The 25,376-nt window shown below is 69.4% G+C and carries 24 protein-coding genes, 4 pseudogenes and 2 other annotated features; of the genes and pseudogenes, 6 read left to right on the top strand and 22 right to left on the bottom strand.

Translation table 11 applies throughout. The annotated features are described in order from the left end of the window. Positions 1–87: 87 nt before the first annotated feature. Positions 88–1,017: a spermidine synthase gene (locus CEQ11_RS01025; RefSeq protein ID WP_088477459.1), complete on the top strand. Its 930-nt coding sequence runs from the start codon at positions 88–90 to the stop codon at positions 1,015–1,017. After that, positions 1,010–2,062 (top strand): DMT family transporter, encoded by a 1,053-nt coding sequence (locus tag CEQ11_RS13335; protein WP_304442127.1) that lies wholly within the window; start codon positions 1,010–1,012, stop codon positions 2,060–2,062. Before CEQ11_RS01025 ends, CEQ11_RS13335 begins: the two co-directional genes overlap by 8 nt. Positions 2,063–2,065: 3 nt before the next feature. On the opposite strand, the gene CEQ11_RS01035 is transcribed toward CEQ11_RS13335, so the two are convergent. The 6 genes from CEQ11_RS01035 to CEQ11_RS01060 all read right to left on the bottom strand — a co-directional run bounded on the left by CEQ11_RS01035 (position 2,066) and on the right by CEQ11_RS01060 (position 7,301). After that, positions 2,066–2,836, bottom strand: coding sequence for a DUF1648 domain-containing protein (locus CEQ11_RS01035; RefSeq protein ID WP_088477460.1), 771 nt, complete (start codon positions 2,834–2,836; stop codon positions 2,066–2,068). Beyond that, entirely contained in the window at positions 2,833–3,168 is a 336-nt protein-coding gene (locus CEQ11_RS01040) for a PadR family transcriptional regulator (RefSeq protein ID WP_088477461.1), read from the bottom strand. The genes CEQ11_RS01035 and CEQ11_RS01040 overlap by 4 nt, the downstream gene beginning before the upstream one ends. A gap of 70 nt (positions 3,169–3,238) precedes the next feature. Continuing rightward, on the bottom strand, positions 3,239–4,588 hold the full coding sequence (locus CEQ11_RS01045) for a permease (protein ID WP_088477462.1): 1,350 nt from the start codon (positions 4,586–4,588) through the stop codon (positions 3,239–3,241). Further along, positions 4,585–5,337, bottom strand: a complete 753-nt coding sequence (locus CEQ11_RS01050; protein WP_088477463.1) for an ABC transporter ATP-binding protein — start codon at positions 5,335–5,337, stop codon at positions 4,585–4,587. The genes CEQ11_RS01045 and CEQ11_RS01050 overlap by 4 nt, the downstream gene beginning before the upstream one ends. A gap of 219 nt (positions 5,338–5,556) precedes the next feature. After that, the gene (locus CEQ11_RS01055; RefSeq protein WP_088477464.1) at positions 5,557–5,814 is read right to left on the bottom strand and encodes a glutaredoxin domain-containing protein; all 258 of its coding nucleotides are present in this window, start codon (positions 5,812–5,814) and stop codon (positions 5,557–5,559) included. Between the two features lie 284 nt (positions 5,815–6,098). After that, positions 6,099–7,301 (bottom strand): LD-carboxypeptidase, encoded by a 1,203-nt coding sequence (locus tag CEQ11_RS01060; RefSeq protein ID WP_088477465.1) that lies wholly within the window; start codon positions 7,299–7,301, stop codon positions 6,099–6,101. A 116-nt stretch (positions 7,302–7,417) separates the two neighbouring features. Between CEQ11_RS01060 and CEQ11_RS01065 the strand changes: the two are divergent. Then, positions 7,418–7,924 (top strand): annotated as a pseudogene (locus tag CEQ11_RS01065) (leucine zipper domain-containing protein); the annotation flags it as partial. A 41-nt stretch (positions 7,925–7,965) separates the two neighbouring features. On the opposite strand, the pseudogene CEQ11_RS01070 reads toward CEQ11_RS01065, so the two are convergent. From CEQ11_RS01070 to CEQ11_RS01085, 4 genes and pseudogenes are all read right to left on the bottom strand, one after another. After that, positions 7,966–8,268 (bottom strand): annotated as a pseudogene (locus tag CEQ11_RS01070) (integrase core domain-containing protein); the annotation flags it as partial. Positions 8,269–8,272: 4 nt separating this feature from the next. After that, positions 8,273–9,475 carry an IS30 family transposase gene (locus CEQ11_RS01075; RefSeq protein ID WP_102957538.1) on the bottom strand — a complete coding sequence of 401 codons (1,203 nt, stop codon included), beginning with the start codon at positions 9,473–9,475 and terminating at the stop codon, positions 8,273–8,275. 205 nt (positions 9,476–9,680) lie between these two features. Next, positions 9,681–10,382, bottom strand: coding sequence for an IS3 family transposase (locus CEQ11_RS01080; protein ID WP_088477467.1), 702 nt, complete (start codon positions 10,380–10,382; stop codon positions 9,681–9,683). Further along, positions 10,296–10,424 (bottom strand) — a sequence feature (AL1L pseudoknot). Its footprint overlaps the gene before it by 87 nt. Next, on the bottom strand, positions 10,385–10,702 hold the full coding sequence (locus CEQ11_RS01085) for a transposase (RefSeq protein WP_006943480.1): 318 nt from the start codon (positions 10,700–10,702) through the stop codon (positions 10,385–10,387). It overlaps the preceding feature by 40 nt. A gap of 292 nt (positions 10,703–10,994) precedes the next feature. Between CEQ11_RS01085 and CEQ11_RS01090 the strand changes: the two genes are divergently transcribed. Together CEQ11_RS01090 and CEQ11_RS12655 are read left to right on the top strand one after the other, a co-directional pair. Beyond that, positions 10,995–12,187 (top strand): IS3 family transposase gene (locus CEQ11_RS01090; protein WP_102957539.1). Its coding sequence is split into 2 segments (ribosomal slippage): positions 10,995–11,279 and positions 11,282–12,187, totalling 1,191 coding nucleotides; the frame shifts between segments, so codons are not numbered across the junction. A 260-nt stretch (positions 12,188–12,447) separates the two neighbouring features. Continuing rightward, a complete protein-coding gene (locus tag CEQ11_RS12655; protein WP_127913430.1) occupies positions 12,448–12,801 on the top strand; it encodes a hypothetical protein in 354 nt (117 codons plus the stop codon). A 6-nt stretch (positions 12,802–12,807) separates the two neighbouring features. Here the strand turns inward: CEQ11_RS12655 and CEQ11_RS01095 are convergent, their stop codons facing one another. The 8 genes from CEQ11_RS01095 to CEQ11_RS01130 form a co-directional block, all read right to left on the bottom strand. After that, entirely contained in the window at positions 12,808–14,118 is a 1,311-nt protein-coding gene (locus CEQ11_RS01095; RefSeq protein ID WP_036316278.1) for an ISL3 family transposase, read from the bottom strand. Positions 14,119–14,389: 271 nt separating this feature from the next. Further along, entirely contained in the window at positions 14,390–15,001 is a 612-nt protein-coding gene (locus tag CEQ11_RS01100) for a DUF5134 domain-containing protein (RefSeq protein WP_088477469.1), read from the bottom strand. Between the two features lie 41 nt (positions 15,002–15,042). Beyond that, positions 15,043–17,307, bottom strand: coding sequence for a cation-translocating P-type ATPase (locus CEQ11_RS01105; RefSeq protein ID WP_088477470.1), 2,265 nt, complete (start codon positions 17,305–17,307; stop codon positions 15,043–15,045). Then, positions 17,304–19,316, bottom strand: a complete 2,013-nt coding sequence (locus CEQ11_RS01110; protein WP_088477471.1) for a cytochrome c oxidase assembly protein — start codon at positions 19,314–19,316, stop codon at positions 17,304–17,306. Before CEQ11_RS01110 ends, CEQ11_RS01105 begins: the two co-directional genes overlap by 4 nt. A 50-nt stretch (positions 19,317–19,366) precedes the next feature. Further along, positions 19,367–19,591, bottom strand: a complete 225-nt coding sequence (locus CEQ11_RS01115) for a heavy-metal-associated domain-containing protein (protein WP_088477472.1) — start codon at positions 19,589–19,591, stop codon at positions 19,367–19,369. 88 nt (positions 19,592–19,679) lie between these two features. Continuing rightward, entirely contained in the window at positions 19,680–20,501 is an 822-nt protein-coding gene (locus CEQ11_RS01120) for a M56 family metallopeptidase (protein WP_088477473.1), read from the bottom strand. A gap of 10 nt (positions 20,502–20,511) precedes the next feature. After that, complete coding sequence (locus CEQ11_RS01125) at positions 20,512–20,889, bottom strand: BlaI/MecI/CopY family transcriptional regulator (protein ID WP_088477474.1); 378 nt, start codon at positions 20,887–20,889, stop codon at positions 20,512–20,514. 344 nt (positions 20,890–21,233) lie between these two features. Beyond that, on the bottom strand, positions 21,234–21,947 hold the full coding sequence (locus CEQ11_RS01130; protein WP_227718883.1) for a ZIP family metal transporter: 714 nt from the start codon (positions 21,945–21,947) through the stop codon (positions 21,234–21,236). A gap of 70 nt (positions 21,948–22,017) precedes the next feature. Here CEQ11_RS01130 and CEQ11_RS13410 point away from each other — a divergent pair, with 70 nt between their 5' ends. Then, positions 22,018–22,320, top strand: a complete 303-nt coding sequence (locus CEQ11_RS13410) for an FAD-dependent oxidoreductase (RefSeq protein ID WP_193762959.1) — start codon at positions 22,018–22,020, stop codon at positions 22,318–22,320. Between the two features lie 281 nt (positions 22,321–22,601). Here CEQ11_RS13410 and CEQ11_RS01135 read toward each other — a convergent pair. The 4 genes and pseudogenes from CEQ11_RS01135 to CEQ11_RS01150 all read right to left on the bottom strand — a co-directional run. After that, positions 22,602–22,895: pseudogene (locus tag CEQ11_RS01135) on the bottom strand (transposase); the annotation flags it as partial. Positions 22,896–22,899: 4 nt separating this feature from the next. Continuing rightward, positions 22,900–24,101 (bottom strand): annotated as a pseudogene (locus CEQ11_RS01140) (IS30 family transposase). A gap of 205 nt (positions 24,102–24,306) precedes the next feature. Beyond that, entirely contained in the window at positions 24,307–25,014 is a 708-nt protein-coding gene (locus tag CEQ11_RS01145; protein WP_088477476.1) for an IS3 family transposase, read from the bottom strand. Then, positions 24,920–25,053: a sequence feature (AL1L pseudoknot), on the bottom strand. It overlaps the preceding gene by 95 nt. Further along, the gene (locus CEQ11_RS01150) at positions 25,011–25,325 is read right to left on the bottom strand and encodes a transposase (RefSeq protein ID WP_088477477.1); all 315 of its coding nucleotides are present in this window, start codon (positions 25,323–25,325) and stop codon (positions 25,011–25,013) included. (Overlaps the previous feature by 43 nt.) Before CEQ11_RS01150 ends, CEQ11_RS01145 begins: the two co-directional genes overlap by 4 nt. Between the last annotated feature and the right edge of the window lie 51 nt (positions 25,326–25,376).

Here is a 25,376-nt window from a genome sequence, read left to right on the forward strand (position 1 = left end):
CCCACCCGCACGGGAGTCCATATTATGGACATCATGGTCGCATGGTGAGATGGTCTCCGTACCCACCGCAGGTCCATACTGGTCCGCATGGCCCCCAGTTCCAGCCCCTCCGCGCCGCCGCCCGGGTCCTCCGCGCCGCCGCCCGGGTCCTCCGCGCCGCCGCCCGGGTCCTCCGCGCCGCGCTCGGTCCATCTCGGTGTCTCCGGGGAGCTCGCGCGCATCCTCCCGGACGAGCACGGCAGCGGCCACGTCCTTCAGATCGGCGGGCACATCCAGTCCCACGTGGACCTCTCCCGCCCCGGCCACATCCGGTACGAGTACCTGCGCCGCATGGCCAACGTGCTGGACGTCCTGGCCCCGCCCGGGGAACCGATCGACGTCCTTCACCTGGGCGCCGGCGCCCTCACACTCCCCCGCTACGTGCAGACCAGCCGCCCGGGCTCCGCCCAGACCGTGGTGGACATCGACCGCGAGCTCGTCTCCTTCGTCACCGCCGAACTGCCCCTGCCCGAGGGCACCGCGCTGACCTCCCTGGTGGCCGACGCCCGCGACGCCGCACCGTCCCTGGCCGGCCGCAGCTTCGACGCCGTGGTCCTGGACATCGATGCCGGCGCCGACACCGCACCCCACCGGGCCGGCCGCGGCTTCTACACCGACCTGCTGGGCCTGCTCTCCCCCGCCGGCGTCCTGCTGGTCAACTTCGGGGACGAGACCGGCCTGCACCTCCTCGCCGACCAGGCCCGCGAGCTCGAGGCCGCCTGCCTGGACGCCCGGCTCACGGGCGTATGGACCCTCGCCGACGCGACCATGCTCGAACGGCTGTCCTACGGCAACGCGGTCCTCGCCGCCGGCGGCCTGCTCGGGGGACGCCTCAGCCCCGACGGACGCACCTGGGAGGGGGCCGTCGTCGAGAGCCGGGAGCTGACCGAGCGGCTCACCGCCGCCGGACCGCACCCGGCGGCCGTGCTGGATCCGGCGGGGACCGCCGGCCTGGTGAGGAGGATCAGCCTTGCCTGAGCAGACCACGACGACGGCGCGCGCCTCCGCCTCGCCCCGCACCCTCATGGCTGTCCTGTTCGCCCTCTCCCTGGTGGCCGGCGCCGTCACTCCGCTGCAGGGGCGGGTGAACTCGGCCCTCTCCAGCGCCGTGGCGGACCCGATCCTGGCCGCACTGATGTCCTTCACCTCCGGCTTGGCCGCCATGGCGCTGGTGACCCTGCTGGTGCCCTCCGGGCGGCGGGCGGCGAGCGAGGTGCTCCCGGCCCTGCGCCGCGGGCAGGTGAGGTGGTGGTACTACTCCGCGGGGTTCATCGGTGCGTGTCTGGTCTTCACACAGTCGCTGACGATCCCGGTGATCGGGGTGGCGGTGTTCACGGTGGCGATGGTGACCGGGCAGGTGGTCGGCGGCATGGGCGTGGACCGGCTCGGCCTGACCCCGGCGGGTGTGCAGCGGATCGGCCCGCGCCGGCTGATGGGTGCGGCCCTGGCGCTGGCGGCCGTGCTGGTGGTGGTGTGGCCGCAGCTCGGTGAGGCGCTCGGCGGCGCAGCGAGCACGGGCGGAGCGGGTGCGGACGCAGGTGCCGCGGAGGGAGCCGGCGTCCTGTGGCTGCTCATGGCCGCGATCCCGGTGGTGGCCGGCTTCGGCACGAGCGTGCAGCAGGTGTTCAACGGCCGGCAGTCCGCCGCCTACGGCTCGCCGATTCCGGTCACCCTGATCAACTTCCTGGCCGGCACTGCGCTGCTGGGGCTGATCTACCTGGGCAAGGCCGTGGTGGCCGGAGCGTCCGGGCCGCTGCCGGCGGTGTGGTGGATGTACATGGGCGGCCCGCTGGGGTGCGTGTTCATCGGGGTCTCGGCACTGCTGGTCCCGCGGATCGGCGCGTTCCTCACCACGCTGGGCCTGGTGGCCGGGCAGCTGCTCGGCTCGCTGCTGCTGGACACCGTGGCCCCCGTGGACGGTGCGGCGGTGTCCGCGTGGACCGTGGTGGGCACGCTCGGCGCGCTGGCGGCCGTGGTGCTCGCGTCCTGGAGTGGAGGGGTGAAGAGGGTGCCGCGGGCCTGAGGGTCAGCCGAGGTCGCGACGCTGCTCGGCGCGGCGGCCGGCACGAGCCAGGCCGAGGAGGCTCGTGCCCACGGCAGCACCGAGCCCGGTCAGGAACGATGGGCCGAACCACGGCGCCCTCCCCTGCGCGGCCACGCGGCCCACGGTGGTCATGGCGGCAGCCGCGGCGGCGGCGGTGCCGGAGGCGAGCAGACCGGCACGCCGTCCGCCGTGGCTCGTGGAGAGCCCTCCACAGAGGGCGAGACCGGCGCCCGTGGTGGCGGTGACGATGTCGATGACCGCGGCGACCGGCCTCGACACCGTGCCGTCCACCTCCCCGACGAGGTTCCAATGGTTGGGCAGCGTCTCGGGCAGCGAGCGGCCGCGGACCGCGTAGTGGGCCAGCACCGCGGCGGCGAGCACGGCCGGGCCGACCGCGGCTGCCCGGAAGGCCGCGTCCGGGGTGGCGGCAAACGGCACATCCTCCGCATCCGGTTCGATCACGCCGAGCTTCACCGCGAGCGCGCCGAAGTTCACAGCCCATCCGGCGCCGACGGCTCGGGGAACGAGCACCTTTTCCGAGGCAGGGTCCCACCAGGTCGCCTTGAGGCGCTCGGCCGTGGGGCGACGGAGGTCGTAGGGCATGCCGAGCACGGTGCCCGTGCCGCGGACGGGCTCGGGCGAGCGGCCGTCGTCGTGGTTCCGGGCGTCCAGCTCCAGGAGGAGGTCCACGTCCTCGGCGACGGCCCGTAGGTCGGCGGAGGCGGGGCTGTCATGGCGGGCGTGCGTGTTCATCGCTTCTCCTTCAGGATCTGGTCGACGCCGTCGCGGACGAGGCGCCAGGCGGCGGTGAGTTCGGACAGGCGCTCGATGCCGGCGTCCGTGAGGTGGTAGACCTTGCGCGGCGGACCTGCCGGGGACTCCTGCCAGGTGGAGGCGATGAGGCCGTCCTTGAGCAGGCGGGAGACCAGCGGGTAGACGGTGCCCGAGGTCAGCGCGAGCGCGGGGTGCTCGGCGAGCTCGTCCACGATCTGCTGGCCGTAGCGGGGGTCGTCCGCCAGCAGGCCGAGGAGCGCGAGCTCCACGACGCCGCGGCGGATGCCGGGGACCGATTTGTTGCGGGACATGGTTCTAGGTTAGACCTAAGTACCTTGTGGAGCAAGTGTCTTGCCGGGCAAGCCCCTGCCCTGCCTCCGGTCAGGCCGCCAGCCCGTGCGCCGTCAGACTGCGGCGCAACGCCGGACGGGTGACCTCCACGCCGCCGCGGACCAGCAGCACGCCGGCCACCAGGCAGGCGACGGCGGTGACCAGGGACACCGGAGCGAACACCGCGGCCGCACCGATCACCGGAGCCGCCGAGATGAGCGCCGCAGCCAGGCTGAACACCAGCACCGTGCCGAGGGCGGACATCACGGCGCGACGGCGCATCGCATGGACGGTGTGCACGTCCATTCCGGCCATCACCAGACCGCCGTGCAGGTCCGCGCGGTCCAGCAGCTGCGCCGCCTGGGAGATCGCCACCGAGCAGGCGGCCAGCAGGAACGAGACCACCATGGTGACGAGCACGCCCGTGCCCAGGTCTGCGACCAGGTGCCGCTCGCTTGCGGTCATCATGGCGTCGTCCCCCTGGAAGGCCTCGGCCATGCCGAATCCGGCCCCACCCACCGTGCCGATGTAGACCGTCAGGGCCACACCGCCCACCTGCCGCCACGCCAGCCGCGGGTCCTCCAGCACGAGCCGGGCGGCCACGAGGCGCTCGGCCGTCCGCGCCCGGCGGGCCCGGCGGCGCGCGGTCATGCCCAGCACCCACGGCCCGATCGCCTGCACCGCGATCAGCGGCGCCGCCAGCGCGGCGACGGCCAGGACGATCACCATGGCCTCGCTCCGGGCGACCCCCATCTCCGAGGCCGCGACCTGCGCGGCCACGAGCACGGCCACCGCCGCCAGGACCCGGACCCACACCACGCCGCGGGGACGCTGCCGGGTGCGCACGCCCAGCGGCGTCACGGCCACTCGGCGCAGGCCGAGCAGTGCAGAGAGCGCCCCGAGCAGGACCACGGCCGCCAGGACCGCGAGGGTCAGCGGGACGCCGAGCCACTGGCCGGCCAGTCCCACGCGCCCGCCGGCGAACGGCAGCAGCGCGATCATGGGGGCCAGCACGGCCCACCCGGCCAGCCCGACGACGGCACCCGCCGCCGCCAGGAGGGTCGCCTCCGCGACGGCCAGGCCCGTGATGGTGGCCGTGGAGGCGCCGAGCAGGCGCAGCGAGGAGAGGCGCTCGTCCCGGCGTCGGGCCAGCAGCCGGGCGGCGGAGCCGGCCAGGGAGGTCAGCGGGAACAGCAGCAGCACGAGCGCGAGCCCCGAGAGCAGCTTGTACAGGCCGGCGACCCCGGGGTCGGGCAGCTGGAGGGTGAAGAAGTAGTGGGCACCGCCGGCCACGCCCAGGCTGAGGGCCGAGACCACCGCGAACGCGGCCACCGGCAGCCCCCAGACACTTCGGTCGGCGAAGAGGCGGGACAGGAACAGGGACAGGACGCCGCGGTTCATCGGACGCCCTCCGAGCCCTGACGGACGTCGCTGAGGATCCGGCCGTCCCGGACGCGGACGAGACGCGCGCAGCGGGCCGCGACGTCGTCGTCATGGGTGACGACCACCAGGGTGCGGCCGGCGGAGACCGTGGACTCGATCAGCGCGTCCATGACGGCCATGGAGGTGTCCGAGTCCAGGGCGCCGGTCGGCTCGTCCGCGAAGACCACGTCCGGCTCGCCGGCCTGCGCGCGGGCGATCGCCACCCGCTGTCGCTGACCGCCGGAGAGCTCGCCGGGGCGACGCTCCTCCATGCCGGCCAGCCCGAGGGCGGACAGCCAGGAGGCGGCGACCGACTCTGCCTGCGGACGGGGAGTGCCGCGCAGCATCAGCGGCATCGCCACGTTCTCCACGGCGGTGAGCTCGGGCAGCAGCAGCCCGTCCTGGAAGACGAAGCCGAGCCGCTCTCGGCGCAGCCGGGCCCGGGCGCCCTCGCCCAGGGTGGTGACCTCCACGGGCTCGCCGCCGTGCAGGAGGACGCTGCCGGCGTCCGGCGCGATGATGCCGGACAACACGTGCAGCAGGGTGGTCTTGCCGGAGCCCGAGGGCCCCATGACGACCACGGACTCGCCGCGGCCGATCTCCAGGCCCACGTCGAGGAGAGCATGGACGGAGCCGTAGGACTTCGTCAGTCCGCGGGCGGTGAGGACGGGCGCCGCGTGGAGGGGTGGAGAGGGGATCGAAGCGGTGGGGGACGGTGTCGAAGTCATGCCCCCAAGCCTCCTCGCCGCAGACGTCCGCGGCATCAGCATGCGGAGTGAACCTCGGTGGGCGCAGGTCAGACCGGAGGACGAGTCCCGGGTCCGCCCGCTGACGCAGACGAGGGTGCGGTCGTCGTCGCCTCAGACGCGCGGAGGCGACAGCAGCTGCACCCTCGTCCGGTGGGTGGATCGTTGGGTGCGGGGAGGGTTCGGCGGGTGGCGGCCGAATCAGACCAGGCCGAGCTCCTGCAGCTTGGCCGCGGTCTCGTCATTGGTCGGCTCGACCTGGTGGGAGCCGTCCGGGAAGACGACCACCGGGATGTTGGTGCGGCCGGAGATCTCCTCGGCCTCGTCGGCGCGAGTCGGGTCGGCCACGAGGTCGATGTAGTCATAGGCGACGCCGAGCTCGTCGAGCTGGCGCTTGGTCCGGATGCAGTCACGGCACCAGTCGGCGCCGTACACGGTCAGGGTGGTGGTCTCGCTCATGCCACCAGGCTAAGGGCGAACCGTGCCGGCGGGCAGGACGCCGGGCTCGGGAGGGTTCGGGCGCACCGCGCGACGTGCCAGGATCGACGGTTTTTCGCCAGATCGCCTCTGTCTGGTTCGATCCGCCGAACTTTCGTCGATCTGAAGGCTGGCCGGCCGCGCAGAAACACGTCAGGGAACCGGGAGGCGGGCCGTGTGGAACCGCGCCAGCTCGGCCGGATCACTCTGGCCGCTGGCTGCCAGGGCGGCCTGCCCCGGGTTCGGTGTGCAGCAGAGCCGCGGGCTCACCAGGTCTGGGTGATCACGTGGCGCAGCTCGTCCACCTGGACCCGGGCGCGGGCTCCGTTGAGCAGCGGCAGGTGTGGCGGCACGTGGCCGATCTCCATGTCGAACACGATCGGCAGCGGCCCACCGTCCGCGCCGGACACCCCGGCGAGCGCGTCCAGGACGGCCTCACGCTGGGTCATGGTCTCCGCCCCGGAGCCCGCGCTCGGTGCCATCGTCCGCCCCACCAGCACGGCCACCGCATTCTCGAACCAACCGTGCAGGCGGAGCGTGTGCAGCTGCCTGCAGATGTCGAAGGCGTTCGCCTCGGCGGCCTCCACGTAGACCACCAACGGCCCGTGCTCCTTCGCGAAGGCACACACGTCTGCGTACCGGGTCCCGGCGATCCCGGACAGCACTTCGATGCACCCGCCGATCAGCGTGCCGGTGACGTCGAGGCGGGGTTCGGCACCGGGCTCGGGCAGGCGGGCCCCCTCTGGAGCTGCCGACACCCGTGGGGCATCCGCCCCCGCCGGAGCGGCCGGCGAGCACAGCGCATCCAGCCCCTCCGGCTCCGCCGGCCACCACAGCTCCCAGGCGGCGGGCCGCTGCTCCTTCCACACTCGCGCGTGGGCATCCTCCAGCGGAGCCCAGAAGCCCTGCACTCCGCTGTCCCGCTGGGCGATCCGCCGCTGGCCCGCCGGTCCCTGCGTCGCGGCGAGCTGCGTCCAGTGCGCGAGCCCCTCCGGCACCTCGTAGGGGGTGTCCATGAGGTTGTCGCCGTGCAGGGTGGGCAGGCCGGCGTGGAGGGTCAGCGGCACCATGAAGGAGACGCAGTCCGAGTACCCCACCACCCAGGTCGGGTCGGCGGCGCGCACGGCGTCCCAGTCCAGGTGGTCCAGCAGGTCCAGCGCCGTGCCGGGGCCGCCCCACGGTGGGACGACGGCGCGGATGGTCGGGTCGCAGAGCATGGCCGTCAGCTCGGCGGCCCGCTGCTCACGTGGCGCAGAGACGTGCCCGTCCGCCGCGAGGCACTCGCCGAGCACCACCTCGTAGCCGCGGGTGGTCAGCCAGGAGACGGCCACCTCGAAGCGGCGCCGGGCCTCCTCACCCACGCCGGCCGAGGGCGCGGTGACGCCGATCCGGTCACCGGGGCGCAGCGGGTCGGGAAACCGGAGGGCCTCCCCGGCCGCGTCCTGCCTGCTCGCTCCTGGTGACGTCATGGACTCAGGCTAGGTGTGATGTCCAGGGACGTTGTTGCGGGACTCGCTGATAGGTGAAGGCCTCCTGTTGCGAGAGTGGAGCTGTCTAGGAACCGCTTCACGCCCAGGAGGCCTTCGTGTCCCACGCTAACGCTGCTCTGACCCCTCGCGCTCGGTTGCGCCTGGCCAAGCTCATCGTCGAGGAGGGTTGGCCGGTGGCCGTGGCAGCCAAGATGTTCCTGGTCTCACCACCCACGGCCCGCAAATGGGCCGCCCGGTACCGGGCCGAAGGACCGGCCGGAATGACAGATCGCACCAGCCGGCCCCACGTGATGCCGACCAAGACACCACCAGCGGTGGTGAAGAAGATCGTGAAGGCCAGGTGGCGACGCCGGCTCGGCCCGGTACAGATCGCCGGCGAGCTGGGCATGCCAGCCTCCACGGTCCATGCCGTGCTCGTGCGCTGCCGACTGAACCGGCTGGCCCGCATCGACCGGGTCACCGGTGAACCAGTCCGCCGGTACGAGCACCCTCACCCCGGGTCGATGATCCACGTCGATGTCACGAAGTTCGGGCGGATCCCTGACGGGGGTGGGCACCGCTTCGTGGGACGCCAGCAGGGCCTGAAGCACCGTGCGGCGACGTCGGACCGACAAGGTGAAGCGCCCTGGGTTTCGTTCCGAGGTCAGGACGCAACGGGCGCTACGTCTCGGTCGTGAGTGTAGGCCGCCTCAACCTCCGCTGGGGGGCGGTAGCCGAGGGCCTCGTGGAGACGCTGCGTGTTCCACCAGTGCACCCACCCCATGGTGGCCAGCTCGACCGCCTCGGTCGACTCCCACACCCGCTTGGAGTGGATGAGCTCGGCCTTGTAGAGCCCGTTCACGGTCTCCGCGAGGGCGTTGTCATAGGAGTCGCCCACGGTGCCCACCGAGGCGCTCACCCCGGCGGTGATGAGCGCGTCGGAGTAGGCCAAGCTGACGTACTGGGCGGGTTCAACCGGTCGTTGCAACACCGTGCGTTGAGAGCGAGCGTAGCTGCTCGGCGAAGACCTCCGCGGGAGTCTTCCAGTCCAGGACCTTCCTGGGCCTGTTGTTCAGCGTGTACGCGACTGCTGCGAGGTCCTCGGCCGACCATCTCGACAGGTCCGTGCCCTTGGGGAAGTACTGCCGCAGCACCCCGTTCGTGTTCTCGTTCGTCGGCCGCTGCCACGGCGAGTGGGGGTCAGCGAAGAACACCTTCGTGCCCGTGGCCATCGTGAACTGGACATGCCCGGCCAGCTCCTTGCCCCGATCCCACGTCAAGCTCTGACGCAGCTGCTCCGGCACCGTCGCCATCGCCTTGATCAGGGCCGCGGTCATCGCCTCAGCCCCGTACCCACCCAGCGACGGCCCGTTCTTCACCGGCGACCGCTCACCCCATCCCTCCAGGCGGGGCAAGTGGACCAGGATCGTGGCCCGGCTCTTGCGCTCGGCCAGAGTCCCGATCGCTGAACGCTCGGTCCCGATGATCAGGTCCCCTTCCCAGTGCCCGGGCACAGCACGATCAGCGGCCTCGGGTGGGCGCTTGCTGAACACCACGTCCTCGGTGACGTGGCCCTGGGGCTTGTTCCGGGTACGTGCCCGCGGCTCGCGCAGAGCCCGCCCGGTACGCAGGCACGCGACGAGTTCACGCTTGAGCGCCCCACGCCCCTGGATGAACAGGGACTGATAGATCGCTTCATGAGAGATCCGCATGGACACATCATCCGGGAACTCCAGGCGCAGCCGGTGGCTGATCTGCTCAGGGCTCCACGCCGTGGACCACCGCCGGTCCGCCCGGCGCGGTTTCATCTTCCGCCCCTTGAAACCGGGCCCGACCGGTCCCGGCACGGCCACGCCATCGGGGCCCAGGACCACCCCGTTCAGGCGTGCCTGGACGTAGTCGTGCAGTCGCTGGTTCGTGGCCAGCTTCGCCGGCTTGGGCCGCCTGGCAGCTTCCTGGGCCTTCCACTGCGCCACCGTGGCCCGGTACTCCTGCTTCCCGGAACGAGTGGCGCAGTTACGGCGCAGCTCACGGCTGATCGTGCCGGGATCACGTCCCAGCGTGCGTGCGATCTGACGGACCCCCTGGCCCTGGGCATGGAGGATCGCGAGCTCCTCACGCTCAGCGAAGGACAGATACCGGCCGGTGGGCTCGGCTAAGGACAGCGGGGTCATCCCGCCAGCGTGACGGAACCAGCGCGCCCCGACGGGCCAGGACACGCCCACAGTCAGGGATGCCTCGACCGTGGTGACACCGGTGGCGATCACACGCCAGAACTGGCGTTGGACCTCCCGTGAGGGCTGCGGCCTGCCAGGAGAGCGCATCGGGGCCCGCAAAGCCCGATCCGCTCTCCACTGCCGACGTGTCCCCTCGGGCACGTCACTGATCTTCCTCGCCCAGTCCTTGCTTGCCATCGCCCATACCTCCAGTGATTCCGAGAGGGTGTTGCGACGACCGATTGAATCCACCCTGGACTCCTTTATCGCTGTGATGCCGTAGCCCGGCCACGTCTTGGCCTGCGCGCTGACGCGTCCAGAACGCCATCTCCAACGCGTCCAGGGCCAGGTCCGTGCGCAACGACTTCGACAGCTGCCAGCCCAGCACCCGTCGGGAGAACACGTCGATGATGAACGCGGCGTACACCCATCCGCTGAAAGTGCGGCAGTAGGTGATGTCAGCGACCCACAGCTGGTTCGGAGCCGCCGCGGTGAAGTCTCGCTGGACCAGGTCTTGACGCTCATCCGGGCCGCGGCCTGGGACCGTGGTCCTCGGTCCCTTCGCGCGGCTGATCCCGCGCAGGCCTGCGGCTCGCATGAGCCGCTCCACCGTGCACCTGGCCACCTGCAGGCCCTCCCTCCGCAGTTGCGCGTGGACCTTCCGGGCCCCGTAGACCCCGTAGTTGGCCTCATGCACCCGCCGGATTTCCACGAGCACCTGCTCATCGCGCAGGCTACGCACTGAAGGAGGGCGCGTCTTGGCCGCGTAGTACGTGCTCGGTGCGATCTGTGTGCCTGCCGCGGACAGCGTGGCGCAGATCGGCTCGACACCGAACTCGTGCTTGTGTTCGTCGATGTAGTCCACGATCAGCGCTGTGGGCGGTCGAGCTCCGCCGCGAAGAAAGCCGACGCCGAGCGCAGGATCGCGTTCGCCCGCCGTAGTTCACGGTTCTCCTTCTCCAGCTCGGCCACCCGGGCGGCTTCGCTGGTCGTAATTCCGGGGCGGTGGCCGTGGTCGATCTCGGCTTGGCGGACCCAGTTGCGCAGCGTCTCGGGATTGATCCCGAGCTGTTCTCCTACGCGGCGGAATGCTCCGGTCCTCGTGGCGGGGTCTTGACGGGCTTCCAGCGTCATCCGCGTGGCGCGTTCGCGGAGCTCGTCGGGGTACTTCCGTGGTGCGGGCATGCTCTGCATCCTTCCGTTGGATCAGAGCCTCCACCAGACCCGGAGCGATTCAGGTCGTGGGTGATCCCTCACAGCCGTGCGAGGCCGCGAGGGTCAACACGGTGTACGCGCCCGCATCAGTGGTGGTCGGCTCGACGGTGACGTGGGCGCTGGCCGGGGAAGCGACGACCGCGGTCAGCAAACCCGCGGTCGCGGCGGAGGCCAACAGGGTACGGCGGAATTTGGGACTGCTGCACGAATAGGTGACATCTGATCTGTGACGCTGTGAGGCGTTGCTGGAAGGATGAACACCGTGCCTAAGCCCTACCCCCAGGAGTTCCGCGACGACGTCGTGCGCGTCGTCCGTGACCGTGAACCCGGCCAGACCATCAAGCAGATCGCCGCGGATTTCGGCATCGCCGAGTCCTGTGTGCGCAACTGGATACGCCAGGCCGACGTCGAGGACGGCGCCAAGCCCGGAACGGGTGCCCCCGAGCACGCCGAGCTCAGGGAGGCCAAGAAGCGCATCCGGCTGCTGGAGCAGGAGAACGAGGTGCTGCGCCGCGCCGCGGCCTACCTGTCGCAGGCCAACCTGCCGTCAAAAGGCTCTACCCGCTCGTGAAGGAGCTCGCCGCCGACGGTATCCCCGTCACGGTGACGTGTCGGGTCCTGAAGCTCTCCCGCCAGCCCTACTACCGCTGGCTCGCCACCCCGGTCACCGACGCCGAACTCACCGAGGCCTACCGCGCCAACGCCTTGTTCGACGCCCACACCGATGACCGGGAGTTCGGCTACCGGTACCTGGTCGAGGAAGCGCGCGACGCCGGTGAACCGATGGCCGAGCGCACCGCCTGGCGGATCTGCTCGACCAACGGCTGGTGGTCTGCGTTCGGCAAGAAGCGCGGCAAGAACGGCACCAAGCCCGGCCCGCCGGTCCACGACGACCTATGCGCCTACCTCGACGAGCACGGCGCGAGGCGTCACCGCTTCGCCGCCCAGGGGCCGAACGAGCTGTGGCTGTCCGACATCACCGAACACCGCACCACAGAAGGCAAGCTCTACCTCTGCGCGATCAAGGACGTGTACTCCAACCGGATCGTGGGCTACTCCATCAGCGACCGGATGAAGTCCCAGCTCGCGGTCGCGGCGCTCAACAACGCCGTCGCCCGCCGCGGTGACGTGGCCGGCTGCGTGGTCCACACGGACCGAGGGTCTCAATTTCGATCCCGGAAATTCGTGCGCGCCCTGCACCGCCACGCCATGGTCGGCTCCATGGGCCGGGTCGGAGCGGCCGGGGACAACGCCGCGATGGAGAGCTTCTTCGCGCTCCTGCAGAAGAACGTCCTGGACCGCCGCCAGTGGAAGACCCGCCAGGAGCTGCGGATCGGGATCGTCACCTGGATCGAACGGACCTACCACCGTCGCCGCCGGCAAACAGCCCTGGGCCGCTTGACCCCCATCGAATACGAGACCATCATGACCACACCGGCCGCTCAGGCAGCCTAACCCACCCTGTCACCTATCGGTGCAGCAGTCCCTTTCATGGCAAACCTTTCACTGCGTGCCGTCTCATGAGACGGCACAGAATATGGGAATGAGCACTGGGACTAGTGAAAGGCGGGTGGTCCGCGCAGCGGCGGTGATACCAGGAATGGCACGGCGTGTGGGCAACGCCCGCGCCCAATGGCCCGGACTTCCGGCAGCAGGGGCGTAGGGGCCGGCCCCAGCGGTTGGAACAACCTCGGGTACAGCCATACCGTCGCCGCGTGAAGCGCTTCCTCTCCACGGGTGATCGCGACAGCGGTCACCAGAGTCGCAACGACGTGCGCCGACAACATCACCGCACCCGTGCCACCATCGATGTGCTGGTGCGATGCCACCGACTCGCCGGTGCACACGATCGCCGAATGGTGAAGATGCGCGGAAGCCGGCGCACACACAGCCGCCGCCGTGGTGAAGAACCCGAAAGCATGGTGGAGCGCGAACTGGCCGCCACCGAGGACGGCCACGAGAGCCGGAGCTCTCAGCGTCCGTTTAGCGATGAGAATGACGCCGAGCATGGTGAGAGCGGCCAGCACGGCAAAGACTCTCAGCGGCGGCAGGGTTCCGCCGCCACCTAAATGGGCTCATCGCAGTTGAGGGTGTAGTCGGGGTCTGAATCCGCCGGCCTCGAGTAGAGATCGGGCGATGTAGTGGGTGAGGTTGCGGAAGCCGAGGGCGGAGCCGCGGAGGTGTTCGAGTCGGCCGTTGATGGCCTCTGTCGGCCCGTTCGAGGTCCCGGGCCGGTCGAAGAAGGCGAGCACGTCTGCGGCGCGCTGCTTCAGCGTCCGGCCGAGTGTGCGGATCTCGACCAGCGCGTCTGGGACGCCGCTGGCGACCGACTCGATGACCGCTCGCATCCTCTGCTTGCCCGTGGTCTTGTTGGGCTCGCGGTAGGCGGCGACCATCCGCTGGTAGATGCCCCAGGTCGCTTCGACCTGGACGTGCTCGTCTGCCGCGAATACCGTGTCCAGCCGGGCGCGCTGGGTGTCGGTGAGCAGGTCCGCGCCGGTCTGCAGGGTCCGCCGCGCCCGGTAGAGCGGGTCCCCGGCCCGGCCCCGGTGCCCGAGGGTGTGCTGCTGGACGCGCTGCCGGCACCGGTCCAGTCCCTCACCTGCCAGACGGATGACGTGGAACGGATCCATGACCGGTACTGCGGTGGGTAGCTCTTCGGCGGCAGCGGTCTTGAACCCGGTGAACCCGTCCATCGCGACGACCTCCACCCCGTCCCGCCACGCCCGAGGACGATCGGCCAGCCACTGCTTGAACACGGCCTTCGACCGGCCCGCGACCATGTCCAGCAGCCGCGCGGGCCCGGACTTGTTCCGGGCCGGGGTGAGGTCGATGATCACGGTCACGTACTTGTCGCCGTGGCGCGTGTGACGCCACACGTGCTCATCGACCCCGATGGTGGTGACCCCGGCGAACCGGGCCGGATCGTCGATCAGCACCCGCTTGCCCTCGGCGATGACCGCCTCGTTGGCGGTATGCCAGGACACTCCCAGCCCGGCAGCGACGCGGCTGACGGTGAGGTGGTCCACGACCACACCGGTCAGCGCCCAGCCCACCCCGCCACGGGTGATCTTCGCCCGCGGCGCCGCGGCCTTCGACGTGTCCTGCCGCCACGTCCGACGGCAGGTAACACACCGGTACCGGCGGACCCGGACCATCAAGGTCGTGGGCCGGTGCCCGAACGGCTCGTGCGCCAACCGGCGGATCACCGTGTCTCGGGGCACGCCCTCGGCCCCGCACTCCCTGCACCACGGGTCCGGCTCCAGGACCCGGCACTGGATCACCGCACGATCAGGCTCAACCCGCTGTCCGACGGCCTCGAGGCCGAGCTCGTCGAGACGGCAGAACGTGGTCAGGTCAGGGCGAACGAAGGTAGCGTGATCCATGTCGAGGTCCTCAGGATGGGCAGTGTCAGAACTTCCATCCTCGGAGGGCCTCGACCCCTATCCAGCGACCGACGCGCCCAACCCGACTACACTCTCAGCTGCGAAGAGCCCCTAAATGTGCCCCCGTTGAAAGAGCCAGTATGACGACGGTCACCACGGCAGCGCGGAGCAGGCGCGCGTGCTGATCCTGCATGGCCGTCCTTTTTCTATCGTGGGGTGTGGAACACACGGCATGCGTGCCTGTGCGACCAAGAGGCAGGACTGACAGTGGTCAGTTCATGAGTACGAGCATGGCAGCCATGCCCGCTCCCTTCACGGCGTGGACGCTCACGTGCAGCCGGTGCCCCTTCGCGGTGACGGCACGGTAAACCCACCACAGCGCGACCGCGACACAGAGGACGACGAAGACGGTGTTGACGACGTCCGCCCACATCGGCGTTCCCATCATGGCGGGGTGTCCTTCGCCACTCATGTCCATGTTCATTCCATGATCCGTGCTCGTGCCATGGCCCATGGCCATGTCGGCCATGAGCAGCGGCATGGCAGCGAGCATCCAGATCATCGCCGCGTTCAGCACGACGTGCCAGCCGAGATCGAGGCGCTGCGTGGTCGTCCTTGCGCCGGGCAGGAACAGCAGGAGGCCGACGGTGAGGGCGGCGAAGAGGGCGACCTGGAGCCCGAGGGCGAGCTCGGATTCCATCGACCAGGACATCCAGATCATCGCCGCGGACATCAGGATGTGGTTGACATCGGCCAGCACCTCGCCGTCGAACCGCCGCTCGACTCGCGGTCTGCGGAGCCAGGCGATGAGGCTGATGGCCAACACCACCCCCGTGTAGACGAAGACGATGGTCAGGATGAGATTCCACGGCGCGACGATCATAGCCCGACTCTACTACAAGATGTAGAGCTAATCGGGGGTGGTCAGTCGGCGCGGCGGAAGTTCTGCAGACGGAGGCTGTTGTAGACGACCAGGACCGAGGACAGGGCCATCGCTGCGGCGGCGATAAGCGGATTGAGCAGGCCGGCGGCGGCGATGGGGATGGCTGCGATGTTGTAGCCGAACGCCCAGCCGAGGTTGGTCTTGATGGTGCGCAGGGTGCGGCGGGAGAGGCCGATAGCGTCGGGGATGACGGCGAGGTCGTCGCGGACGAGGATGATGTCGGCGGACTTCAAGGCGATGTCGGTGCCGGAGACGACGGCGAGGCCGAGGTCGGCCGCGGCGAGGGCGACAGCGTCGTTGATCCCGTCGCCGACCATCGCGACCCGCTCGCCTCGGGCTTGCAGATCACGGATCGTGCCGGCCTTGTCGGCCGGGAGCACGCCGCTGATGACGGTGTCGATGCCCAGCCGTTCGGCGGTGTGCTCTGCGGCGGTCCGGGTGTCACCGGTGAGCAGTACGGTCTTCATGCCCTGGCGGTGCAGCGCGGCGATCGCTGTCCGAGCGCCGGGCTTGATCGCATCGCTGAGCCCGATGCGCCCGAGGAGCCGGCCGCCGTGGGCGACGAGGACGGCGGTCTCCGCTCCTGAATCCGTCTGGCCCCCGTCGTCGGCACCTTCGACGGCGATGCCGTGCTCTCGCAGGAATGTGGGGCTGCCGACCACGGCGATTTCACCGCGAATCATGGCGGTGATCCCGCGGCCGGGATGAGTGACGAAACCGGTGGCCTGGTCTCGGCCGGTCCGCCGGGCGTCGGCGGCTGTGGTGATGGCACGGGCGATGATGTGCTCAGAGCCGTGTTCGACCGACGCGGCGATCCGGAGGAGCTCGTCTTCACCGACCCCGTCTGCCGGGATGAGAGTGCGCGCGGTCATCTCGCCGGTCGTGAGGGTGCCGGTCTTGTCGAGTACGACGGTGGTGATGGTGCCGCTGGCTTCCAGGGCGTCCTGGCCCTTGACGAGGATGCCGAGGGTTGCGCCGCGGCCGATGCCAACCATGAGCGCGGTCGGGGTCGCCAATCCCAGGGCGCAGGGGCAGGCGATGATGAGCACCGCGATTCCGATGCCGAATGCGTCCTCGAACGGGGTCCCGGCGAGCATCCAGCCGACGGTGACGAGGATCGCCAGCACGATGACGGCGGGCACGAAGTACGTGGTGACCCGGTCGACGAGCGTCTGGACCCGGGCCTTGCGGGCTTGGGCCTGTTCGGCCAGTGCCGCCATCTGCGCGAGCTGAGTGTGCGCGCCGACGCTGGTGGCGGACACCTCCAGGCGTCCGTTCGTGCTGATCGTCCCGGCGACCACGGCATCGCCGACGCCGAGATCTGCCGGGAGCGGCTCACCGGTGAGCATGCTCGCGTCGACCGCCGCGGTGCCGGCGGTGATCGTGCCATCGGCGGGAATCGTCTCGCCGGGAAGGACGACGAAGACGTCGTCGACGCGCAGTGACGCCGCGGGCTTGATCGTCTCGGTGTCGCCGGTTCGGATCCGCACGTGGGTGGCCGCAAGCTGGTTGAGGGCCCCGAGCACGTCGCCGGCCTTGCGACGCGAGCGGGTCTCGAAGTAGCGGCCGGCGAGCTGGAAGGTGGTCATCCCCGCGGCGACATCGAGATAGATGGAGTTCGCGCCCTCGGGGGTGACCCCGAACCCGAGCCAGTATCCTGTTCCCTCCTGCCCGAGCCCGAACAGCAGCGTGAGCGCCGCCCAACCGAACGAGGCGGCGATGCCGAGGGAGACGAGGGTGTCCATGCTGACCGACCCGTGCCGCAGGTTCCGGAGCGTGGCCCGGTGGAACGGCCATGCCGCCCAGCCCACGATCGGCAGCGCCAGCAGCACGCACACCCACTCCCAGCCGGGGAACCGCCAGCCGGGCACGAGCGCGAGGACGATGGTGATATCCATCAGCGGCACCGTCAGGATCGCCGAGAGCAATAGCCTCCTGCGCAGCGAACCGATCCGGACCTCAGTGGCCCGCCGCGACCATGCATCGTCGGCGTCATCGTGCACCCGTGCTCCGTAGCCGGCCTTCTCCACCCGTTGGACGGCGTCACCGACCCGGTCCGCGGTGAGACCGGTGACGATCGCGCGTTCTGTGGCATAGTTCACGCTCGCGCTCACGCCATCGAGCTTGTTGAGGGTGCGTTCGACGCGTCCTGCGCATGCCGCGCAGGTCATGCCGGACACATCCAGCTGCACCGGTTCGACGGACAGCGTCGTTTCGGCGGCCGGGCGGGGGTCGGTGGTAGTCATGTGTTGTTCTCCTGGTCTGCGTCGCGGCGGCCGGGCGCGGGCTGGCGAGCAGGCCGGGCGGCGAGTTGCTCGAGCATCCGGTTGTACTGTTCGAACTCGTCGTCGCGACCGGTATCGAGGTGCCGGTCCTTGCGGCGGGCGTCCTTGGCGTCCTGCCGGGACCACTGGACGCCGAGCGCGATGATGACGATCAGCAGCGGAAGTTCACCACCGGCCCATGCCACGCCGCCCGCCAGATACTGCGCCGCCTGCAGGTCGGCCCAGGGCAGGGCGAGGGAGCGGTAGAAGTTCTCCGCGATGATCTCTTCGCTGCTCATGAGGATCACGCCGAAGAACGCGTGGAACGGCATCGCCGCCAACACGAACCCGAGCTTGCCGATGTGCGGCAACGGCTGCGGCGGCCGGTCCACACCTATCACGAGCGAATAGAACAGGTACCCGGCGATGAGGAAGTGCACGTTCATCAACTGGTGCGCCCAGTGGAAGCGCATGTACTCCCCGAAAATGCCCGTGAAGTACAGCCCGTAGTACGAACCGACAAAGAGGGCGAATACAATCAGTGGGTTGAACACGAACCGCAACACCCGCCAGCGCAGCACCCAGGTGATCCACTCATGCGGTCCAGCGGGCCGGGAGTCGTCGGAGCGCGTCGCGCGCAGCAGCAGCGTCAGCACGCCGCCCATCACCAGCAGGATCGGCGCGAGCATGTTCAGGCTCATGTGCACGATCATGTGGATCCCGAAGTCCGGGGCGGAGTACTTTCCGAACCCAGAGCTCGTGGCGAACACGACCACGCCCCACCCGGCGATCCACGACACCGTGCGACCGATCGGCCACCGATCGCCCCGACGCCGCAGAACGCGCACCGCCCACAGATACACCGTCACGGCCGCGATCGCGAGGACGAGGAAAAGCAGGTTCGGCCGCCACTGCGTGAACAGCACGTCGAATGTGGGCTCGTCGGGAACCTCGAAGCCGAGGTAGACCTGGGAAATGCTCGTGGGCACGAAGTACTGCGGTGGCGGGATGCGCGTCATCGCCGCCGACACGCCCAGCCAGATACCGGCCGCAACCGTCGAGACGAGCAGCAGGCCAGTGATGCGGCGCGCGGTCAGCCGGCCCCGCCGCCACCATACCCACCCCGCGCAGATCGCCGTTCCCGCGATCAGCCAGCCGGCTGCACGGAGCAGGATCTGCCAGCCCGTCACGGAGTCGAACAGTCCGCTGCCGGCGAGCTTGAACCACGCCAAGAGCACGTCCGCTGCGATGAGCACCGGCAACAGCACGGCGAGCGTCGCAAACAGGCGGACAAGAATCTCCGGGGCGATCGGCCGCCCGGACAGCACGCGGATCGTCGCGACTACCAGCAGGCCGAACACCGCTGCGGCGACCAACGCCTGATAGATGCCGGCGTCGCTGCCGAAATCGTGATCCGGACCGACCAGAATCTGCCCCACCACCACCGGGGCGAGCACGCCGAAGACGGACGCCCACAGCGGGATGAGCAGGCCCGTCCACCGGTCGGCGAACATGCTCATGAAGAAGACCACCATCGCTGCGCCCGCCGTGACGGTCCATGCCTGCGGAAAGGCACTGGCTTCGTAGAGAACCGGGACTGCGCCAGGCTCGCCGAGGCGCGAGAACGGGATGCCGTTGCTGTCGGACATCTCGAAGACGACCATCGCCATCGCCGCCGTCGCCCAGATCACAGAAGCGATCTGCAGCACTGACAGCTCGATCGAGCCTCCCAGCCGCGCCGCATCACGTCCCCGCGCGGTTCGGAAGAACAGCAACCACAGCAGCGCACCGACCGTGACGGTCGATGCCGTATCCGCGATGGCCTGTCCGACGGCCGTGGCAACACCGACATCGAGCCCGGGAAAGCCCAGGAAGAGCCGCTCGTAGGGCTCCGCTCCGGCGCGCACGGTCGTGACCACCGCCGGCGCGACGGCCAGAAGCGCCAGCGCCGTCACTGTCAGGGCAAGCTGCCATCGAGGATGACGGACCACGAGGTGTTCATCTTCGCGGGGCTCAACGGCAGGGGTGGCTGAGGGGGTTGTCACTGGGGAGGATGTGCCCACGAGACCACCTCGTAGCCGGCGTCGCCGACAGCCGCTGCGACCGCGTCCCTGTCCAGAGTTCCGGCATGCCGCAGCAGCACCCGTCCACTGACGGGGTTCACGTCGGCGACCGTCACGTCCTGCACGTCGGACAATGCCGATGTGAGTGCTCGCGCGCAGTGCTCACATGTCATGCCGTTCACCACGAACTCGGACTCACCCATACTCACAAGCCCTTCCGTAAGCCTGAACCTTCATTCCCCTCTAACTCTACAAGATGTCAATGAGGGTGAGCTTGGTCGCGGCCGCGGATCACGCGGAGGCGGCGATGCGGACCGCCTCGGGCAGCCGGCGTTGCTTCGACGGCGGCCACCGACGCGCGGCCAGACGCTCCGCGCGCAACCGCATGCCTTCGGCGTCCGTGATCTCCGCGAGGGTGGAGAGCGCGTTGGCGAGATTCGCCGGCCCGGCCTGCCGGGCGGCCGTGTCATCTGCAGCCAGCTCGATCAACAGCCGCATGGCCTGCTGAAACGCCTGGCCCGGTCTGGTATTGGGCAGGCAAGCCGCGTTGACCCGGGCGATGCGGATCGCCCAGCCGTGCCGCCCACGCAAGTGCGCGTACTCGTGCGCGAGGACGGCGTGCAACTGCGGCAATGACAAGGCTGCCTCCATCGCCGTCGACACCAGGATCTCGGGATGTCGCCCAGGCACAGCACAAGCGACATGCTGATCCGATTCGAAGCGCACCAGGGTGAAGTGGCTTCGTTCCTCGCGCGAGCAGGCGAGTGCCGTGAACGCCCGTTCCGTCACACCGTCATGGGCTACGACGGTGGAAGCGGACGCCGTGATGAAAGCGATCGCAGCTCCGAACCCGCCCAGCCCCAGCCATGCCGCGGCCGTCAGCAGTACCGCTTCGGTGTGGGGATGCACCGATGAAGCGGTCACTGCCCCGACAATGCTGACGAGCAGTGCGGTCAGGACGAGAAGGATACCGAGGAAGAACGACGCCAACCACGCGGTGAGCGCGAGTCTGGGATGCAGCATCTGCCAGCGCCCCACCGTCAGTACCAGAGGTGCCAGGAACGCTGTCAGAACAGCGCCGCCTGCGCACCCGAACACCAGCAAGAGGGACATGGTCCGCTCGTCACCGCTTCCGGCGCTTCTGGGCGAACGTCGACCGCAGCAGCGCCACATCGTCATCGTCGAGGTTCCCCGCGAATGCCAGCAGCGCAGCCTGTCGATCGCCGGCCTCGTCGAGCGCCGACATCATCGAGACGCTGACGTCCTGCCCGTCGGAGCGCCGAATGGAGAACCGGACCTTGCGGGGCGACTCCTCGACGCGCACAATCAGGGCCTTGCGCTCCAGCCGAGTGAGCGCGGTCATCAGCGTCGTGTACGCGGGCACCGGCTCAGCGAACAGATCCTGCAACTGGCGCGCGCTCACTGGCGCAGCCTGCTCCCGCAGCAGACGCAGCAACTCACGCTCCAGCCCACCCCACTCGCGGGTTCGCACACTTGTCACAGGTCGCCTCCTTGAGAACCCATGATAGGGCAATCCGGCAGCCCGCCCCGCGAACGGGTGGCGCACCGGTGGATCCGGGCCTTCGTTAGCTGCCGGGCCAATTCGGAATCAGCGGCAGGTAGCTGTCTCGAGAAGTTCGAGGGAGTCGCGCCGGTGGTGAGCACACCAGATTTGCAGTGTTCGTGCGAGATGCACAGGCACCCTTCTTGTTCGTCCATGAGGACATCATCGGCCCGATTCGCGGATCAGCGGTTCCAGAGAGAAGTGGTGGCCTTCTTGAAGCTACGTGGCGGCGCACCCTGTCCACTGAGAAGTGGCGATGCAGCGTTGGGCCGGTCGCGGTGTCAGGCCAGGTAGACGGAGATGAGGGCGAACAGGGCGAAGCCGCCGGTCAGGAAGAGCGGATCGAGGCGGCTGGTCTTGCCCTCGTGGGCCTCGGAGATCATCTCCTCGACTACGACACTGGTCAGGATCCCGCCGGTGAGGGCCAGTACGGACAGCGTGGCCAGCTCGGGGGCATCGCGCAGGGCGAAGTAGCCCAGGGCGGCCCCGAGGAGGATGGGCGCGGCGAAGGCCAGTGACATCACCAGCCGGACCCTGCGGGGCGTGCCGGCCTTGCGCAGGGTGGCCACGGCGGCGAATCCCTCGGGGAGATCGGCCGGGACCTGGCCCAGGGCCAGCAGCAGCCCCAGTCGGGGGTCCAGCAGGGTGCCGGTGCCGATCATCACCCCGTCGCTGAACAGGTCGATCGCCACCCCGGAGTAGATCGCCAGCGGGCCGGTGTCACCCTGTTGCCCGCCGACGCGACGGTGGATGGAGCCGATCGCGCGTTCCAACCCGATGAAGGCGGCCCCGCCGACCACAAACGCCACGATCGGCACCCAGGGGGCCGGCGAGTCCAGGGCCTCGGGCATCAGCTCCAGTCCGACCACGGCCAGCACGATGCCCGCCGCCAGGTGCAGGGCCAGGCTCAGCGTGCGCTCGGAGACCCTGACCAGCTCGGCGGTCACACCGCCCATGAAGTTGCCCAGTGCCGGCAGCGCGGCCAGCGCCAGCACCAATCCGAATCCGCTCAGCGTAGTCAGCTCCCTCCGTAGCGGTCTCGCCCCCGAATCGGGGCGCGATCCTATGAGATCTTCTGTTGCTCTTCGTCCCGGTCGGCATCCTCGTCGAGGTGCCCGAGGGTCCCGAAGGGGGATTCCACCTCTCCGCCCCAGGCTTCCAGGCCCTCGCGGGGGCCGCCAGCGATACGCCGGCGGAGCCTATCCGGCCTTCGCCCCGGATCAGCTCACCCACTACGGGCCGCTCCTGAGGTCTACATACGGGCGGGTCCTGATGGCCGGTGCCGACCGCAGCGAACGACCGGGCACAATGGAGGGAGCCGTCCGCGACGGAAACCGCGCCGCCCAGTGGATCATCGACCACTCCTGAGGACACCATCTCATCTCGAGGCCGTGGACAAAACCGTGTCCCCATATGGCGATTCCTGCCCGGCACACCCATCAGGACAGTGGCTCGTTCCGGTCGCTGACGCGCGTGCCGGAAACCAGGTCATGGTTACCACAAGGGAATGGTCATACGGGATGCTCGTGACCTGCTGGCTCGTCGGTCCGACCGTGAGGCGGTGGAGGGTCAGGTGGGTCTGGGGACGGGTAGCGCGCGGAGCGGTTCTCGGGCCTTGGCCCTTGATCGTGGACACGGTGTCGGTTCGGTTATGCCGCTTCCGCAAGCGTAGCGGAGCGTGCGGCTTCGTAGGCGTTCGGGCTGATGTTGCCGATCGCGGAGTGGCGCCGGCGAGTGTTGTAGCGGTTCGCCCACCGGAACACGGCCCGGTAGGCGGTGGCCTGGTCCGGGAACGCTGACCGGCCGGCGAGGAGTTCGCGCTTGAGCGTGGCGTTGAAGCTTTCCGCGAGTGAGTTGTCGGCACTCGTGCCGACCGCGCCCGTGGACTGGGTCACGCCCAGCTGCTCGCAGAGCGCGGCGTAGGCCTTCGAGGTGTAGACGGCGGGTTCAACCGGTCGTTGCAACACCGTGCGTTGAGAGCGAGCGTAGCTGCTCGGCGAAGACCTCCGCGGGAGTCTTCCAGTCCAGGACCTTCCTGGGCCTGTTGTTCAGCGTGTACGCGACTGCTGCGAGGTCCTCGGCCGACCATCTCGACAGGTCCGTGCCCTTGGGGAAGTACTGCCGCAGCACCCCGTTCGTGTTCTCGTTCGTCGGCCGCTGCCACGGCGAGTGGGGGTCAGCGAAGAACACCTTCGTGCCCGTGGCCATCGTGAACTGGACATGCCCGGCCAGCTCCTTGCCCCGATCCCACGTCAAGCTCTGACGCAGCTGCTCCGGCACCGTCGCCATCGCCTTGATCAGGGCCGCGGTCATCGCCTCAGCCCCGTACCCACCCAGCGACGGCCCGTTCTTCACCGGCGACCGCTCACCCCATCCCTCCAGGCGGGGCAAGTGGACCAGGATCGTGGCCCGGCTGAAGCGCTCGACCAGCGTCCCGATCGCTGAACGCCCTGTTCCGATGATCAGGTCCCCTTCCCAGTGCCGGGCACAGCACGATCAGCGGCCTCGGGTGGGCGCTTGCTGAACACCACATCCTCGGTGACGTGGCCCTGGGGCTTGTTCCGGGTACGTGCCCGCGGCTCGCGCAGAGCCCGCCCGGTACGCAGGCACGCGACGAGCTCACGCTTGAGCGCCCCACGCCCCTGGATGAACAGGGACTGATAGATCGCTTCATGAGAGATCCGCATGGACACATCATCCGGGAACTCCAGGCGCAGCCGGCGGCTGATCTGCTCAGGACTCCACGCCGTGGACCACCGCCGGTCCGCCCGGCGCGGTTTCATCTTCCGCCCCTTGAACCCTGGCCCGACCGGTCCTGGCACGGCCACGCCATCAGGGCCCAGGACCACCCCGTTCAGCCGCGCCTGGACGTAGTCATGCAGCCGCTGGTTCGTGGCCAGTTTCGCCGGCTTGGGCCGCTTGGCTGCCTCTTGGGCCTTCCACTGCGCCACTGTGGCCCGGTACTCCTTCCTCCCGGAACGTGTAGCGCAGTTGCGGCGCAGCTCACGACTGATCGTGCCCGGGGCACGTCCCAGGGCACGCCCGATCTGGCGGACCCCGTGGCCCTGGGCGTGGAGGATCGCGATCTCCTCACGCTCAGCGAAGGACAGGTACCGGCCGGTGGGCTCGGCCAGGGGCAGTGGGCTCATCCCGCCAGCGTGGCGGAACCAGCGCGCCCCGACGGGCCAGGACACACCCACCCTCAGGGATGCCTCGACCGTGGTGACGCCGGTGGCGATCACCCGCCAGAACTGGCGTTGGACCTCCCGTGAGGGCTGCGGCCTGCCAGGAGAGCGCATCGGGGCCCGCAAAGCCCGATCCGCTCTCCACTGCCGACGTGTCCCCTCGGGCACGTCACTGATCTTCCTCGCCCAGTCCTTGCTTGCCATCGCCCATACCTCCAGTGATTCCGAGAGGGTGTTGCGACGACCGATTGAATCCACCCTGGGCGCCTCGGTCCGAGTGGTGGATCAGGCCTTGGCGGCCACGGCTTGCACCGGTGCTCAGGAGAGCGTGTTCGAGGGCCAGTAGCGGCAGCCCCGTGGTGTGGAGCGAGGCCGAGACGGCCCAGCCCACGATGCGGCGGGTGAAGACGTCGGTGATGAACGCGACGTAGCAGAACCCGCCCAGAATCCTGACGTAGGTGATGTCAGCGACCCACAGCTGGTGCGGGCGCTCGGCGGTGAAGTGGCGTTCGACCAGATCCGGCCGTGCATCCGGCATACCGGAAGGACGCGTGGTGACCGGCTTGCGGCCACGGCGCACCCCCTGCAGGCCGGCGGCCTTCATCAGACGGGCGATCTGGTCCCGGCCTACCTGCCAGCCGGCACGGGCCATCGCGTGGTGCATCTTGCGCACCCCGTAGACGCTGTAGTTCTCCGCATGGATCCGCTTGAGCTCCTCCAGGAGCAGGACGTCTCGCAGGGCCCGCGCGGAGGCAGGTCGTCTCTTCGCGGCACGGTAGGCCCGGGAGGTGATGAACCCACATTCCGTCGCACCAAGGGTGCGGCAGATGGCCTCGACCCCGAACTGATCGCGGTGTTCGTCGATGAACGCGATCATCTCGTCGTGGGGCGGTCGAGTTCCGCTGCGAAAAAAGCCGAGGCGGCTTTGAGGATCTCGTTCGCGCGCTTGGCTTCAGCGAGCTCGCGTTTGAGGCGCTTGTTCTCCTGCTGCAGATCCTCTCCGGCCGGCGCCTGGGTGATCTCGTGGCCGTGGCGGTTGCACCACATCCGCAGCGTCTCTTCACCGACTCCGACCTGCGGGGCGATGGCTCGGATGGAGTGCGAGCGAGGCCCTCCTTGAGCGGCTTGGCGTTCCAGGACCATCCGCACGGCGCGCTCACGCAGCTCGGGGCTGAACTTCTTGGGCATGTTCCGATTCTCCTTCAGTTGGATCGGAACGAAACCCAGGGCGCTTCAAAG

This window comes from Micrococcus sp. FDAARGOS_333 (assembly GCF_002206575.2).
Lineage (GTDB): Bacteria > Actinomycetota > Actinomycetes > Actinomycetales > Micrococcaceae > Micrococcus > Micrococcus lylae.